This is a genomic window from Chryseobacterium endalhagicum (genome assembly GCF_016745235.1).
Classification (GTDB): Bacteria; Bacteroidota; Bacteroidia; order Flavobacteriales; family Weeksellaceae; genus Chryseobacterium; species Chryseobacterium endalhagicum.
Map to the genome: position 1 here is coordinate 1,981,633 of NZ_JAELVM010000001.1, position 15,424 is coordinate 1,997,056.

The 15,424-nt window shown below is 35.9% G+C and carries 17 protein-coding genes; 13 read left to right on the forward strand and 4 right to left on the reverse strand.

Going from position 1 to position 15,424, the window contains the following annotated elements; translation table 11 throughout:
- Window positions 1-2 precede the first annotated feature (2 nt).
- From JET18_RS08710 to JET18_RS08740, 7 genes are all read left to right on the forward strand, one after another.
- Window positions 3-905, forward strand: coding sequence for a tetratricopeptide repeat protein (locus JET18_RS08710; RefSeq protein ID WP_202090216.1), 903 nt, complete (start codon window positions 3-5; stop codon window positions 903-905).
- 26 nt (window positions 906-931) lie between these two features.
- Window positions 932-2,185 carry a pyridoxal phosphate-dependent aminotransferase gene (locus tag JET18_RS08715; RefSeq protein WP_202090217.1) on the forward strand — a complete coding sequence of 418 codons (1,254 nt, stop codon included), beginning with the start codon at window positions 932-934 and terminating at the stop codon, window positions 2,183-2,185.
- A gap of 225 nt (window positions 2,186-2,410) precedes the next feature.
- Window positions 2,411-3,004: a hypothetical protein gene (locus tag JET18_RS08720; RefSeq protein WP_202090218.1), complete on the forward strand. Its 594-nt coding sequence runs from the start codon at window positions 2,411-2,413 to the stop codon at window positions 3,002-3,004.
- A gap of 31 nt (window positions 3,005-3,035) precedes the next feature.
- On the forward strand, window positions 3,036-3,758 hold the full coding sequence (gene kdsB / locus JET18_RS08725) for a 3-deoxy-manno-octulosonate cytidylyltransferase (RefSeq protein ID WP_202090219.1): 723 nt from the start codon (window positions 3,036-3,038) through the stop codon (window positions 3,756-3,758).
- A 181-nt stretch (window positions 3,759-3,939) separates the two neighbouring features.
- On the forward strand, window positions 3,940-4,281 hold the full coding sequence (locus tag JET18_RS08730) for a hypothetical protein (protein ID WP_202090220.1): 342 nt from the start codon (window positions 3,940-3,942) through the stop codon (window positions 4,279-4,281).
- A complete protein-coding gene (locus tag JET18_RS08735) occupies window positions 4,278-4,940 on the forward strand; it encodes a histidine kinase (RefSeq protein WP_202090221.1) in 663 nt (220 codons plus the stop codon). Before JET18_RS08730 ends, JET18_RS08735 begins: the two co-directional genes overlap by 4 nt.
- 80 nt (window positions 4,941-5,020) lie before the next feature.
- Window positions 5,021-5,596, forward strand: a complete 576-nt coding sequence (locus JET18_RS08740; protein ID WP_202090222.1) for a glutathione peroxidase — start codon at window positions 5,021-5,023, stop codon at window positions 5,594-5,596.
- A 300-nt stretch (window positions 5,597-5,896) separates the two neighbouring features.
- Here the strand turns inward: JET18_RS08740 and JET18_RS08745 are convergent, their stop codons facing one another.
- On the reverse strand, window positions 5,897-6,205 hold the full coding sequence (locus tag JET18_RS08745) for a hypothetical protein (RefSeq protein WP_202090223.1): 309 nt from the start codon (window positions 6,203-6,205) through the stop codon (window positions 5,897-5,899).
- 226 nt (window positions 6,206-6,431) lie between these two features.
- On the reverse strand, window positions 6,432-7,091 hold the full coding sequence (locus JET18_RS08750; protein WP_202090224.1) for an NAD(P)H-binding protein: 660 nt from the start codon (window positions 7,089-7,091) through the stop codon (window positions 6,432-6,434).
- Between the two features lie 125 nt (window positions 7,092-7,216).
- On the opposite strand from JET18_RS08750, the gene JET18_RS08755 reads away from it, so the two are divergent.
- The 3 genes from JET18_RS08755 to JET18_RS08765 all read left to right on the forward strand — a co-directional run bounded on the left by JET18_RS08755 (window position 7,217) and on the right by JET18_RS08765 (window position 9,049).
- On the forward strand, window positions 7,217-7,570 hold the full coding sequence (locus JET18_RS08755) for an MmcQ/YjbR family DNA-binding protein (RefSeq protein WP_202090225.1): 354 nt from the start codon (window positions 7,217-7,219) through the stop codon (window positions 7,568-7,570).
- Window positions 7,571-7,946: 376 nt separating this feature from the next.
- Window positions 7,947-8,117 (forward strand): bacteriocin-like protein, encoded by a 171-nt coding sequence (locus JET18_RS08760; RefSeq protein WP_202090226.1) that lies wholly within the window; start codon window positions 7,947-7,949, stop codon window positions 8,115-8,117.
- Between the two features lie 77 nt (window positions 8,118-8,194).
- The gene (locus tag JET18_RS08765) at window positions 8,195-9,049 is read left to right on the forward strand and encodes a GLPGLI family protein (protein WP_202090227.1); all 855 of its coding nucleotides are present in this window, start codon (window positions 8,195-8,197) and stop codon (window positions 9,047-9,049) included.
- Between the two features lies 1 nt (window position 9,050).
- Here JET18_RS08765 and JET18_RS08770 read toward each other — a convergent pair whose 3' ends face one another.
- Window positions 9,051-9,971, reverse strand: a complete 921-nt coding sequence (locus JET18_RS08770) for a bifunctional riboflavin kinase/FAD synthetase (RefSeq protein WP_202090228.1) — start codon at window positions 9,969-9,971, stop codon at window positions 9,051-9,053.
- 203 nt (window positions 9,972-10,174) lie between these two features.
- Here JET18_RS08770 and atpD point away from each other — a divergent pair, with 203 nt between their 5' ends.
- The 3 genes from atpD to JET18_RS08785 all read left to right on the forward strand — a co-directional run bounded on the left by atpD (window position 10,175) and on the right by JET18_RS08785 (window position 12,953).
- Complete coding sequence (gene atpD / locus JET18_RS08775; protein ID WP_202090229.1) at window positions 10,175-11,683, forward strand: F0F1 ATP synthase subunit beta; 1,509 nt, start codon at window positions 10,175-10,177, stop codon at window positions 11,681-11,683.
- An 86-nt stretch (window positions 11,684-11,769) separates the two neighbouring features.
- Entirely contained in the window at window positions 11,770-12,051 is a 282-nt protein-coding gene (locus JET18_RS08780; RefSeq protein ID WP_202090230.1) for a FoF1 ATP synthase subunit delta/epsilon, read from the forward strand.
- 80 nt (window positions 12,052-12,131) lie between these two features.
- Window positions 12,132-12,953, forward strand: a complete 822-nt coding sequence (locus JET18_RS08785) for a hypothetical protein (RefSeq protein WP_202090231.1) — start codon at window positions 12,132-12,134, stop codon at window positions 12,951-12,953.
- A 278-nt stretch (window positions 12,954-13,231) separates the two neighbouring features.
- Here JET18_RS08785 and JET18_RS08790 read toward each other — a convergent pair whose 3' ends face one another.
- Window positions 13,232-15,421: a B12-binding domain-containing radical SAM protein gene (locus JET18_RS08790; RefSeq protein WP_202090232.1), complete on the reverse strand. Its 2,190-nt coding sequence runs from the start codon at window positions 15,419-15,421 to the stop codon at window positions 13,232-13,234.
- Window positions 15,422-15,424: the final 3 nt, after the last annotated feature.

Here is a 15,424-nt window from a genome sequence, read left to right on the forward strand (position 1 = left end):
AGATGATAAAAAAGATTTTAGCCGTCTGTATGCTCTCTGTACTTGTTTTTTCCTGCAGGAAAGAGGTACAGAAAGCACCGGAAACAAAAACTGTGAATGATTCAATTGCTAAAACAGAAGTGAAAGAAGATCTGTTTAAGCCTATTGATACAGCCTGTTCAACAGCTAACAAAACGGAGGATTATATTGCTGCTCTTCAATGGTATAAAGCTAAAACTGATAAGGAAATTGCAGTAAACAGTCCGGAACAGAACGACAGGTTATACGAAGATTATGTCAAAATAAGAACAAAGTATACAGACTGTCTGAATGGTTTGCATCAGGATATATTAGAGCAGTATACTGATTATCATACCCGTGAACCGGATACTTATAATCTGCCGGACAGCGTAAAAAAGATTGCCGGAGAACTGAGTAAAGCAGGCCTTGAATTTAGGGTCATGGGAGAAGGGCTTACAGAAATTCATTCAGTGTACGGATATGATTATGCTGTATTTAAGAATAAAGTGACTCCTGATTATGAAAGCTATATTCTGCAGTTGGCCAATGATCGTAAAGAGAATTATGCTATCAATGGCGGTCTGATGATTAGCTGGGAAGAATTAGGGGACAGATTGATTGCATGGGAGAATTTTATAAATAAATATCCCAAAAGTCCGTTGATAAAGAGAGCGAAAATAGAGTATAATAATTATTTGTTAGATTATATTCTTGGAATGGACAGTTCTCCGACCTATGACAGAGCAGAAGGGAGATTGCTGGATGAAAACAAAGAAGAATACAGCAGGATCATAAAAAAATATCCGAATTCTCGCACAGCAAAAAAAGCAAAAGAACTGATCGCAGCTTTTGACGCACATGTACCTGTGGATCAGATAGAAGACAGGATTGATTTGAGAAGATAATATTAGTAAATTTAAATAAAAATAAAGTGAAAGTTTCAAAATTAGCGGCGAACCTGATTGGTTCCGAAATCGTAAAAATTGGTAATGAAGTAAATGATTTAAAAGCAAAGGGAGCGGAGATAGCCAATCTTACTATTGGTGACCTGAATTCTAATCTATATCCTATTCCGGCACTGCTGAAGGAAGAGATTCAGAAGGCATATCAGAATAATCTGACGAATTATCCGCCAGCCAACGGACTTTTATCTTTAAGAAAAGAAGTTTCCAAAGACCTGAAAAACAGATGGAATCTGGATTATTCACCCAATGATATTTTAATTACTGCCGGATCAAGACCTTTGATCTATGCGGTTTATAAAACTATCGTTGACGAAGGTGACAAAGTGATATATCCAACACCGTCATGGAACAACAACCATTACGCTTACCTGACTTCTGCGGATGCAGTAGAAGTGAAAACAACAGCTGAAACCAATTTCCTTCCAACGGCAGATGACCTTAGACCACATTTGGGTGGTGCGGTTCTGCTTGCATTGTGTTCACCGCTGAATCCTACGGGAACTATGTTTACGAAAGAACAGCTTTCAGAAATCTGCGAAATGGTTCTTGAAGAAAACAAAAAAAGAGGCGTAGACGAAAAACCTTTATACCTGATGTATGATCAGATCTATTCTAACCTTACTTTCGGGGCAGAACATGTAGATCCGGTTTCTCTTTTCCCTGAATTGAAAGAATATACCATCTATATCGATGGAATCTCTAAATGCCTTGCTGCTACGGGAGTACGTGTAGGATGGGGATTCGGTCCTTCTCATATTTTGGATAAAATGAAAGCTCTTCTGACGCACGTTGGAGCATGGGCCCCAAAACCTGAACAGGAAGCAACTGCAAAATTCTTTGAAAATCCGGAAAATGTAAATGTTTTCGTAGAAGATTTCAAAGGAAAACTGGAAGAAAGCTTAAAAGTTCTTCACGGAGGAATCCAGGATCTGAAAGGAAAAGGTTTAGCGGTTGAAAGTATCGAACCGATGGGAGCTTTATATCTTACCATTAAACTGGACTATATCGGAAAAACAAAACCGGACGGATCTGTGATTAAAGATTCTTCTGATCTGGTTTTCTATTTAATTAATGATGCAGGAGTGGCTTTAGTTCCTTTCTCTGCTTTCGGTGAAGCAAAATCTGAACCTTGGTTCCGTGCTTCCGTAGGAGGTTTAGCGGTGGATGAGATCAAAGTGATGCTTCCGAAACTGGAAAACGCGTTGAATAATCTTAAATAGTATTCTAATGTAACAGTATAGCAATGTATCAATGTAACAATTCCCGTATTTACAATATTGGTAAACTGTTAGATTGATACATTGTTACATTAAAAATAAAAACAGATGCTTCGTCTTCTCTTGGCATGACACCTTATAATCAATAGGTAGTATTAGCAGGGTCACGCTGAGCAGAGTCGAAGCGTTTTTTGAAAATAAAATATAATTAAATCAAGGGCTACATTAATGAAATTTCCTAAACGGCTATTTCTGGAAACCAAATTGTTGAGCTTTTCAACCTTAGGAATTATTGTTTTGGTGATTCTGAGTGTCTGGCTTTCAGGGCAAGGGTCTCACAGGTCTTTATTTCTGAATTCTATCTTATCTACTTCCATTTTGGCAGGTGCCTTTTTTCTGTTTATCAGCTTGGGATTATATTATGGTCTGAAATTAAAAGAAAATGTAGGGAATGTGTTCAATAAAGAAAGGCTGGATAAATATGCTGAACATGCTCCGGCAGTAGGTAGTTTCGATTTTGATCCTCCTGCAGTTGGTGATAGCATAGCAGCAGCTATACTGTCAGTTGTTTTGTGGTTTGTGCTTACCGTTGTTTTGGTGGTTCTTTTATATTTTTTAGGGTTTTTATTTTGGGCAGCCGTTTTATTTCTGATAGCCATGCTGTACTGGATTTTTTTCAGAGCTTTACGTCTGGTCTTCAAAAATTCAGGAAAATGTAAGGGAAATCTGTTAAAAAGCCTTGGTTTTGGAATTTTTTACTCATTTCTGTATATTTCATGGATCTACGGAATTATTTTTTTAGCCAATTATATAAACTCATAACTCATCATTCATAACTTATAACTTTTTTACAATGAAAATCATAGCTGTCATTCCTGCACGTTACGAAGCAAGCCGTTTTCCGGCAAAGCTGATGCAGATGCTGGGAGAAAAAACCGTTATTACAACAACGTATAAAAATGTTGTAGAGACAGAATTGTTCGATGAAGTTTTTGTGGCAACAGATTCAGAAATTATTTTTGATGAAATTGTAAAAAACGGAGGAAAAGCCGTGATGACCGGGCAGCATGAAACCGGCAGCGACCGTATTGCCGAGGCGGTACAGAACATCGACTGTGATATTGTGATCAATGTTCAGGGCGATGAACCTTTCCTTAAACTGGAGCCTTTAAAACAGCTCATCAACGTATTTAAAGAAGATGATAACCAGGAGATTTCACTGGCTTCATTAAAAATAAAACTAACTGAGAAAGAAGAAATTGAAAACCCGAATAACGTAAAGGTTATAACGGATAACAATGGTTTTGCCCTTTATTTCAGCCGTTCCGTGATCCCTTTTCACAGGGAAATTTCTTATCAGGTAGAGTATTACAAGCACATTGGAGTCTATGCCTTCAGAAAACATGCGCTGCTTCAATTCTCCAAACTGGAAATGAAACCTCTGGAAATATCAGAAAAGATCGAGTGTATCCGTTATCTTGAATACGGAATGAAGATCAAATTAATAGAAACCAATTTCATCGGTGTCGGGATTGATACACCGGAAGATCTGGAGAAAGCGAGGAAGCTGCTTTAGTGGCAAAGAAAGCTGAGAAAGCGAATTTACAAATCAGCTTATTAGCCTTCTCGGCTTTCTTTGCTATTTTCTCTTTGCTTTTCCCTCAATTCCTCTTATATTTGAATGAATATACAGGATAGCTATGAGGATTTTAATTTTAATAGTTTTGTTTTGTTGTTCAAATCTGAAATGTCAGGATTTGAATAATAAAAAATTCTATGCTCAGGTGAACCATAGCTGCAGGGCAACAACGAGCGGCGCTTTTGATATCTATACATTTCTGATGCTGGAATTTAAAAACAATAAAATGTATCCTTCATACCTGGAAATACCTTCTCAGGAACAAAAAAGCATAGAAGATCCTATTGATTATAAATTTGAAAATAAAATAGTATATCTTGCAAAGCCATTAGATTTTAAAGAAGATCTGGGATCCGTTTTCACTTACGTAAATGGAAATCTGGTGCCCAAAAAGAAACAGAATGAACCCAAATTTATTTTTAAACCTTCTTTAGACCATTATTTTAAAAGAAATAAATGAAAAAAATAATATACTTAGTCCTTTTAATGTTGACTACTTCAGTGTATTCTCAGACTGCAAAGGAAATTATAGATAAAAATATTGAACTGTCCGGAGGATTAACGAACTGGAAACTCTTAAATTCAGTATTGCTGCAGGGAAAAGTAATCTTAGGAATCAAAGATGAATACCCTATAAAAATTTACCAGCAGCGTCCCAATCTTACCAAAACGGTGATCAGCATCGGCGGAAAAGAAACGGCTATTGAAGGTTTTGACGGAAATAAAGGCTATGCCATGAATTATGCTACCAATAAACTTCAGGTTTACCCTGAATATGTTTCTGAAAGCTTTGATAACGACTTCATCGACTGGGAAAATAAAGGTTTTGAAGCCAAATATCTTGGAAAAGAGAAAGTAGGAGAGATCTACTGCCATAAAGTAGAACTTACGAAAAATGTAAACAAGAACCTTTATTATTTTGATGTGAAATCCTATATGCTTTTAAAAGAGGTTAAAAAGGATGAAACATTGTTGTACTCAGATTATAAAAAAGTAGGAAATCTTGTGATGTCTTTCAGAATAGAATCTTCCAGCACCAAGAAAGACGGTGATTATGTGATGATTCTGAACAAAATAGATATCAATAAAGTATTTCCGTCTAATATTTTTAAATTTTAATTCAATACATTTTTAACCGGGCATTTTGTTTTACATTTAATGAAAAATAATAAGCAGACTGACCATCTAAATTAATAAAAATGAAAAATATTTTCTTATTGCTGCTTTCTTTTGTAGCATTTTTACAGAGCTGTATCAATCAGAAAAGCGAGGTTTCACAAGCTAAAACCAAAGAACTTATGGGAAAAACAATATATGATTTCAAAGTTGAAAGCCTTGACGGTAGTGAGATCAACTTTGCAGATTTCAAAGGAAAAAAGATTCTTATTGTGAATACAGCATCTGAGTGCGGATTTACCCCGCAGTATGCAGACCTTGAAAAAGTGTATGAAGAATACAAAGACAAGCTGGTCATTGTAGGTTTTCCGGCCAATAATTTCGGAGGACAGGAGCCTGGAACCAATGTTGAAATTGGAGCATTCTGTCAGAAAAATTATGGTGTGACGTTTCCTTTAGCGGCTAAAGTTTCTGTAAAAGGAGATGATACAGCCCCTATTTTTAAATATTTAACTGAAAAAGAGCTAAACGGAGTTAAAAATACCAGTATCCTTTGGAACTTTACAAAGTTTTTACTTGATGAAAACGGAAAGCTGATCGATACTTTTGTTAGTACAACAAAACCTACGGACGAAGCGATCACAAAATACTTTAAATAAGATAAAATATAAACGCTTCGACTCCGCTCAGCGTGACAGTTTCATACAATACATTCATAGTATTAGAAATGTCACGCTGAGCGGAGTCGAAGCGTTTATAAGTATCCCGTTAATAGATTAGCTTACTTCAGTTTATCTTCCTTTTTAATCTCCTCATCCTGCTTTAGAATCTGGTTATGCTCATTTTCAAGCTTCTTATGCTCAGCTAATATGGCCTCATCTTCTTTTATCATTTTATCGTGATCAGCTTGTATTTGGCCTAAATCCGTATTCCCTTCTTTATGTTTCTGTTCAAGGGCGTCATGTTTTGCAATGATCTCTGAATGACTGGCGATAAGTGCCGCATGATTTTTTCAAAATAGCCTGATGGGCAGCTTCTATTTTATTATGTTCACTTGTTTCAGGTTCCTTTAATGCGCTATGTGTCTTATTAAATTCTTCATGTTGTTTTTCCATCTTCGCATGAGAATCTTCCAGTAGATTATGATCAGCTTCCAGCTTTGCATGGGTGGCAGCTAATTCTTTTTCTAATACGGTATTGTCTTTTTTACAGGACACCAGACTAAGTACCAGAACGGCACCGGCAGCTAAAAATAAATTTTTCATCATTTTGATTTTAAGTTCAAACAAATATACAGTATAAAAATAAAATATACTTATTTCGTAATAAAATAGCTTATTTAATGAATTTATATATTTATTTTAACTTAAATTGTGGTTTTTTAAAAATAAAAGTTATCATTTTTTAGGTTTTAATTATTTTTGCTAACCCGCAACCCGCAACCCGCAACCCGCAACCCGCAACCCGCAACCCGCAACCCGCAACCCGCAACCCCTAACTCTCAAACCTCTTATCCGCAAAACAGAAAATATTCCCGAGTTTAATACTGGAATAACCGTTGCTTTTTATTTTGGAGGAATTGATCATTGCTTTGGCTAAAACATCTGTGGGCAAAGGCTTTTGGCTTTCCAACAGTCCTAATTTGTTGGCGAATTTTATAATTCTGCTGCCCAAAACTTCCCCGGTTCTTTCAGAATCTTTTCTTTCAAGCATTCCCGGTTTGAAAATGGTGATCTTGGTAAAATGGAGCTTTTTCACTGCTTCTTCCAGTTCGCCTTTCATTTTGGAATAAAAGATTTTAGACGTAGGATTGGCTCCGTAAGCCGACACGAGAATATAATCTTCAACATCATTTTCTTTGGCTGCTTTGGCAAATTCATATTGATAATCGTAGTCAACTTTTCTCTGGGCTTCCTTTCCTCCGGCGGCTTTAAGCGTTGTTCCCAGACATGAAAAAGCAACGTCTCCCTTCACCATATCTTTCCATTCTTCCGGTTTTTCGAAATTGACGATATGAACTTTCAGTTTATCATCCTGAATATCAACAGGCTTTCTGACGAAAATATCGACTTCCTCAAACTCTTTGTCGTTAAGCAGCTGTTTTACCAGATCTTTTCCTGTAGCACCTGTGGCGCCTATAACTAAAGCTTTCATAATAATTGGGATTGGGATGGATAGTAATTTCTTTCTTAAATTTACTAAATTTGAAGTTAATATCAATGATCATTTATCATTTATAAAATATTACTCATTACCAATTTATTCATTACTCATAAATTATGGATGCTAACGAAATTCTAGATTACTGTCTGGCCAAAAAAGGAGTTACAGAAACTTTTCCTTTTGATAATGAAACCCTTGTGATGAAAGTGGGAACCAAAATGTTTTTATTAATGCCTTTGGAAAAGCAGCCTTTAAGCATTAATGTGAAAACAGATCCTGAGTGGAGTGCAGAACTCCGTGAGCAGCATCCGCAGATCACCGGAGCATTCCATATGAATAAAACCCACTGGAATTCGGTATTAACAGATGGTTTGAAGAGAGATCTGGTTTTTAAATTAATAGATCAGTCTTATGAATTGGTTTTTAATTCATTAACGAAAAAGGCGAGGGAGGAGATTGTAAATTCTTAGAATTAAAAATTCGTGGAACAACATTCTTTCCATTATAATATACTTTTTAAAATTTCTAAATTTATTTTGTTAGTAGGAAAAAATTCTATGCTGGAATTTCAGTAAATGAAGTCGTTTTAAAAATTATTTTTTTCAAAAAGCATATTTCGCAATTTTAGATTAATATTTTAAACTATAAAATTTAAAATATGATCAAATGCTTATTAAGCTGATTTAAATTATTCTAAAGTTCAGTGATATAATAATTTAACATAATAAATTTTTCAAACAAATGTGATAAATAAAGTTTGTTTAGTGTTTCTATATATTTTTCTTTGAACCGTTGAAACCCAATGCGCAGAAAGTTGAAACACAAATTAATTTAAAATTTATTACAATGAAAAATTTAAAAAAATTATCTAGAAATGATCTTAAGACAGTAAAGGGAGGACAAACATGGATTGCAGAAACTTGTTGTGGTTTTACGGCAACAACCACTCAGGATTGGACTCCGCAGCAGGCAAATGAATGGCGTGATAAGATTGAAGCTAATTACTGTAATTGCTAGTCAAGTAACTATTAAAATTAATGCACTTATAATGTAATGACTTGTATTATAAGTGCAATTTATAATTAAAATATTCTATGTATTCTATTAGATGGCTATTTCTATTGTTCTTATTATTTTTTAGTGGTTTATTTTTTCCTCAATCAAATAGCAAAGATTCTCTCCAAGGAAACTTTACTTACTTGCTAAAGGCAAAGCTAAATACTCAAGCACCTGATTATATACATGAGGAGCCTTTTTCATTATTAGTAAGTGATAAACATGTATTTTTTGTGAGTTCTAAATCTCTTAAAAGAGATTCTATGATAGAAAAATCTAGAGTAACAACAAATAATCCTGATGGAAGTATAACGCTTAGTCTTAAAAGTGGAGTTTCTATACCCAATACAAAATTTCCATACACAATAATACAATCATATGAAAGTGTACAGTATTTTCAATTAGTAGGTATGTCTATACTCACCTATAAAGAGCCGGTCATAAAGAACTGGAAACTTGTGGATGAAACAAAAATTATTAACACAATCAATTGTAAGAAAGCAGAAGTTACCTTTAAAGGAAGAAACTGGATTGCATGGTATTCCCCTGAAATTCCGTTTCCTTATGGTCCTTACAAATTCAGTGGATTACCTGGATTAATTGTTAAAATAACGGATGACAAAGGAGATTATGATTTCGAACTGGTAAAATCTGAATCCAATTCTAAATTAAAAGGTAGATTAATTACCATCAAGGAAAGCAGATATACTAAAGCTATAGAAACAACACAACCGAAATTAAAACAAGCAATAAGAGATGTTCAAGCCAATGCCTCGGCCGTACTTTCAAGCTATGGTACCACCATCATAAAAGGGCAGGAAATGTTAAGGCAAAGGGAAAAAGAAAGAGAAGAAAACAGGAAATATGAAAATCCGTTGGAATTAAGTAATTAGTTTAAAAATTAAAATTCCCGGTTAGTCTTTTATCTTCATCCAATCGTTCAATCAGTTTTTCAAGACCTTCAAACTTAATTTCGTCATGAAGGAAATCTCTGAACCTTACGGTGATTTTTTCATCATAAATATCACCTTCAAAATCAAGGATATAGACTTCTACGGTTAATTTTTCTCCGTTTACGGTAGGATTGGTGCCAATGCTCAGCATCCCTTTGTACTGCTGGCCTTTTACCTCAGTTTCTACGATGTATGCTCCTTTTTTAGGAAGAAGTTTAATAGATTCTGTCTCGATATTAGCGGTAGGATAGCCAATGGTTCTGCCTATCTTTTTCCCGTGAACCACCGTTCCGGAAACAGAGTAGGAGTACCCAAGCATTTCATTGGCTTCTTTGATATTTCCGGCTAACAGAGCGTTGCGGACTTTAGTTGAGCTGATGTTGTTCTCATGGATATTAATGGCTTCCATCTGTTCCACATCAAAATCCAGCTCTTTGGATAGCTTTTGAAGAAGTTCGAAATTTCCGCTTTTATTTTTTCCGAAAGAATGATCATAGCCTATTATAAGGTATTTCACATTCAGTTTATCAATAAGAATCTGGCGCACAAATTCTTCTCCGGTAAGGTTTCTGAATTCATCATCAAATTCTTTCAGGAACAGATGATCGATGCTGTATTTTTCCATCAGATCCTTCTTTTCATCCACGGTATTAAGAAGTTTGAGATCTTCATTCGGATTGAAAACAAAACGCGGATGCGGCCAGAAAGTAAGGATTGCAGTTTCCAGATTATTCTCTGTACCCACTTTTATCAGTTCATCAATGATACTTTTGTGCCCGAGGTGTACGCCGTCAAACATTCCTAGAGATAATGCTAAAGGCTTTTGAGAGTGATAATCTTTAAAATTCTTGAAAACTTTCAAAACGGAAAAATTTTGACTGCAAATATAAAGATAATGTACCAATGTACCAATTTAACAGTTTACCAATATTTTTAATCATCATCATTGTTATATGGGTAAACTGGTACATTGGTAAATTAATAAAAAGTATGATAAAAATCTTTTTTTTACCAATTGTGGGTTTATTAAGAATCATTATATTTGCACCAAGAAAAAATTTAGCAATGGCAAACCAAATTAAAGGTAAAATTTCTCAAATTATTGGTCCGGTAATCGACGTTGTCTTCACAGATGTGGAAGCAGTTCCAGCAATCTATGACGCGTTAGAAATTACAAAAGAAAACGGTGAAAAAGTAATCTTAGAAGTAGAGCAGCATATTGGAGAAGATACAGTAAGATGTATCGCAATGGACGCTACAGACGGTCTTAAAAGAGGTCAGGAAGTAATCGGGTATGGAGATCCTATTACAATGCCTATCGGAGAGGCTGTAAACGGAAGACTTTTCAACGTAGTTGGTGATGCTATCGACGGACTTCAAAATATTTCCAAGGAAGGTGGTCTTCCAATTCACAGACCAGCTCCAAAATTTGATCAACTTTCAACTTCTGCGGAAGTTTTATTTACAGGGATTAAAGTAATCGACTTAGTTGAGCCTTACGCAAAAGGGGGTAAAATTGGTTTGTTCGGTGGTGCCGGTGTAGGTAAAACGGTATTGATCCAGGAGTTGATTAACAATATTGCAAAAGGACACGGAGGTCTTTCAGTTTTCGCCGGAGTAGGTGAAAGAACGAGAGAAGGAAATGACCTTTTGAGAGAGATGCTTGAATCAGGTATTATTAAATACGGTGATGATTTCATGCACTCTATGGAAAACGGAGGTTGGGATCTTTCAAAAGTAGACCTAGAGGCTATGAAAGAATCTAAAGCTGCATTCGTTTTCGGACAGATGAACGAGCCGCCAGGAGCAAGAGCTAGAGTAGCACTTTCTGGTCTTACATTAGCTGAGTACTACAGAGACGGTGGTGAAAGCGGACAAGGTAGAGACGTACTTTTCTTCGTAGACAACATCTTCCGTTTTACACAGGCTGGTTCTGAGGTATCTGCACTTCTTGGTCGTATGCCATCTGCGGTAGGTTACCAACCAACACTTGCTTCTGAAATGGGTGCGATGCAGGAAAGAATTACTTCCACTAAAAACGGTTCAATTACTTCAGTACAGGCGGTTTACGTACCTGCGGATGACTTAACTGACCCGGCTCCTGCAACTACGTTTGCTCACTTGGATGCGACTACGGTACTAGACAGAAAAATTGCTTCATTGGGTATTTATCCAGCAGTAGATCCACTTTCTTCTACTTCCAGAATTCTAAATCCTGAAATTTTAGGAAACGAACATTACGATTGTGCTCAGAGAGTAAAAGAAATTCTTCAGAGATACAAAGCGCTTCAGGATATCATCGCAATTCTTGGTATGGAAGAACTTTCTGAAGAAGATAAATCAGTAGTTTACCGTGCTAGAAAAGTTCAGAGATTCTTATCTCAGCCTTTCCACGTAGCAGAACAGTTTACAGGTATTCCGGGATCATTGGTAGATATCAAAGATACCATCAAAGGATTCAACATGATCATGGATGGTGAATTAGATCACTTACCGGAAGCTGCTTTCAACCTGAAAGGAACTATCGAAGAAGCTATTGAGGCAGGACAAAAAATGTTAGCTGAAAACGCGTAATTAAATTAGACATAAGATATCAGATTATAGACATGAGACTTTAATGTCTGAAATCTGAAGTCTGAAATCTTCAAATCTAAATTAAAATGAATATAAAAATTTTAACACCAGAATACGTAGTTTTTGAAGGAGAAGTAGACTCTGTATTGTTGCCTGGGAAAAATGGTGAATTCCACATCATGAAAAACCACGCAGGAATCGTTTCTTCTTTGATCGGAGGTAAGGTAAAGCTTTTTACGAATTCAGTAGGAGAAGCTTATGCTAAAAACCTTACTAAAGAAAATGAGAAAGACTCTGTTTTTTCTTATCCTATCAAAAGCGGTGTTGTAGAATTTAATCATAATAAAGGAATCATCCTTTGTGAATAATTAAATGAAAAGCTAAATATATTTTCAAGAAAGTGTAACTTTGGTTACACTTTTTTTATGCTGTGTAAAAGTCTGATTTTATGAAGAAAAGTACAATCATATTCTTTACCATTCTGGGAGTTTTATTCAATGCCCAGAACTTCAAAACCAAAAGAGGTATCGTAAGTCTTGATGGTATTCATGTCGCTAAAATTTCAAACAAATCCAGTATCTATACCTTTATGGATCTGAATGAAACGCCGATGTATACTATAGAATTTGTAGACAAAAGCATCGTGGATTCCGTACGGGACAGCTATATTAAACTGAACAGGGTCTACAACCGGGATAAAACGATAGAGATGGATTATATTTCACCATCTGCTTTTTCGGGCGAAGAGAAATCTGCGGTTTACACCTCTATAAAAGGCTTGAAAGTTATTGATAATAAGGGAATTAATATTAAGATTCTGGATGATATCTTTAAAAATGTTCCTAAAAGAAAGCTTGACACCAAGACAAAAGATGCTTATACCATAAGAAGCAAGATCGATAAACTGAATATTGAAGTCAATAAAGTGGGCGAGATCCTGTCCAACGGTGTTCCTGTGGGATATTTTACCAATCTGCCGGTAAGTTTTGGTTCTGAAGACACCATTTCTGATAAGACATTCGTAGATATTGAAATTTATGATGCCAAAAGCAAGTTAATCGGAAGGTATATCACCACTACCAAACAGCTGAAAACAGCTGGCGGAAAGAGTTTTACGCTTTACAGGGAAATGTCAGGAAGAGCTTCCATTTTAAAATATCCGACTTATAAGGCTATTGCAGAACGGATGGCTATCATGGATCCGACTTTTATTAAAATTCAGGAAAAAGTAACAGTGGGTCCTGTAGAAAAAGATACTACAGTAAAATAAAAATTGAACAGACTTTATTCTCTGAAATTGGAAAAATTATTTTTCATCTGCGTTATTTGCAAATTCTGCGCGAAGTAAAATTTGAACCATTAAGACTATTGAAGTTTTTAAGAATATTAAGCTGAGCTTTGCTTTAGAAGTAATGCTTAAAAATCTTCAGATTCTATCTTAATTATTCTTACCTCCTTCAATAGTCTTAATGGTTTAAATTTCATAAATTATAAAAAATCCCGGAAAAATTTATTTCCGGGATTTTTTTTATCTGTTTTTTTTAAAAATTACAGGCTTAAAATCACTCCATTTTCCTTAAGTTGCTGCATCGGTTTTGAAAACCAGAAAAGTTCAAAATCTTCAAAATTTTCTTCAAACTGATTCTTAAGCTGCTGAGCTGTAATTCTTTTTGGATTTTCTACTGAATTTTCTTCCAGGATCTTCATCAGCCATTCTGCCTTATCCTGCTCCAGATCGATCTTTACAATGTTTGTTTTTAGGTGGAATGTAAGAAGCGTATACGTCCCGGAGTATTTCTTTTTATTTTTTATGCGATTCTCAGCGATTACGTTTTTCGTTAAAAAAATGATTTTGGAACTTCCTTTAAAACTAAAAGCTGCATCCTCCAAAAGACAGTCGTGAATATGATCAGGGTGAACCGTCGTTCTTGGAATTTTAAAATCAAACCATTCCTGAAGCGGAAAATCAAAATTGATTCCGTGCATATAATTGAAAAGAGATTTCTTAAGTCCGAAACTGAATTTGCTGTGATCGATTCCGGTTTTATCTTTAAAGTCGATATCATTATTCGCGAACACGATTTCCTGTTTTATCGGAACCACTCCAAATTTTTCAGGATCTATTCCTACCGGTGAATGAGCCGTCATCGCAAACTGATGCCAGAAACCGCTTTGAAGAATTCCCATTTCAAACATCTGCCTGATCATTTCCAGGGAGTCTACAGTTTCCTGAATTGTTTGGGTCGGGTAGCCATACATCAGATACGCATGAACCATAATCCCGGCTTCCGTAAAATTTCGAGTCACCTGGGCAACCTGTTCCACAGAAACACCTTTGTCAATTAATTTCAGCAAACGGTCGCTGGCCACTTCAAGACCTCCCGAAACAGCAACACAGCCTGAGAGTTTCAGCAGATAGCATAAATCACGGGTAAAGCTTTTTTCAAAACGGATATTGGTCCACCAGGTAACGACCAGGTTTCTCCGAAGAATTTCCAGGGCAACTTCCCGCATCAGTGCAGGCGGTGCCGCTTCATCTACAAAATGGAATCCGGTTTCTCCGGTTGTCCGGATCAATTCCTCCATCCTGTCAACCAGAATTTTTGCGGAAATAGGTTCGTAGATTTTAATATAATCCAGTGAAATATCACAGAAAGTACATTTCCCCCAATAGCAGCCATGCGCCATAGTCAGTTTATTCCACCGCCCGTCACTCCATAAACTGTGCATAGGATTGGCAATTTCAATCACTGAAATATATTGATCCAGCTGTAAATCAGTATAATCGGGAGTCCCGATATCTGCCTGTTTGTAATCGTGTCTGGTAGAATTATTTTTATAGGTAACCTTTTGGTTTTCAATTAAAAATGTTCTTTTGTATTCTGCTGTTCCTTCATCAGTATTTAAGCTGGCATAGAGAAGTTCAAGAGGAAGCTCACCATCATCAAGGGTAATGAAATCAAAGAATTCAAAGACCCTCTGATCTTTAATTTCCCTCAGTTCTGTATTCGGAAAACCTCCGCCCATCGCCGTTTTGATGTGGGGATAATGTTTTTTGATGAATTGGGCACATTTGAAACCTGCATATAAATTCCCGGGAAAAGGAATGGAAAAGCAGATCAGTTTAGGCTGAACCCAATCTAATTTTTCCTGAAGGATTTTTAAAGTAAAATCATCAATAAATGTTTGATTATCAGAAAGCTTCGAATATAATTCATCAAAAGAGTTGGCACTTTTTCCCAAACGTTCTGCATACCTGCTGAATCCAAAATCTGAATCTATATTCTCAATAATATAATCGGAAATATCTTCTAAATATAAGGTCGCAAGATGTTTGGCTTTGTCCTGAAGTCCCATATTTCCAAACGCGAAATCCATGTCGTCCAACTGATTGAAACGCGAGGCTTCAGGAAGGAAATTCATGCTGCAGATCTGTCTGGCCAGTGTGGGCGTTTTGCCCTGTAGAAAAGGAATAACCTGATCTATTGTTTTCAGATATTCTTCCCGCAGCGCATAGATTCTCCTTGAATTTTCAGATATTTCTTCAGGATTGATTTTTTTGTTGAAGATTTTCTCTAAACCATTTTTTGAAAACAACGCCAAAATAACATCCAGTCCCAGATCAATCTGATAGCTGGAAATATTTTTGGTATTCAGAAAGCCTTTTATATAAGCTGTTGCCGGATATGGAGTATTGAGCTGGGTAAAAGGCGGAGTAATGAGAAGAAGATCTTTCAACAG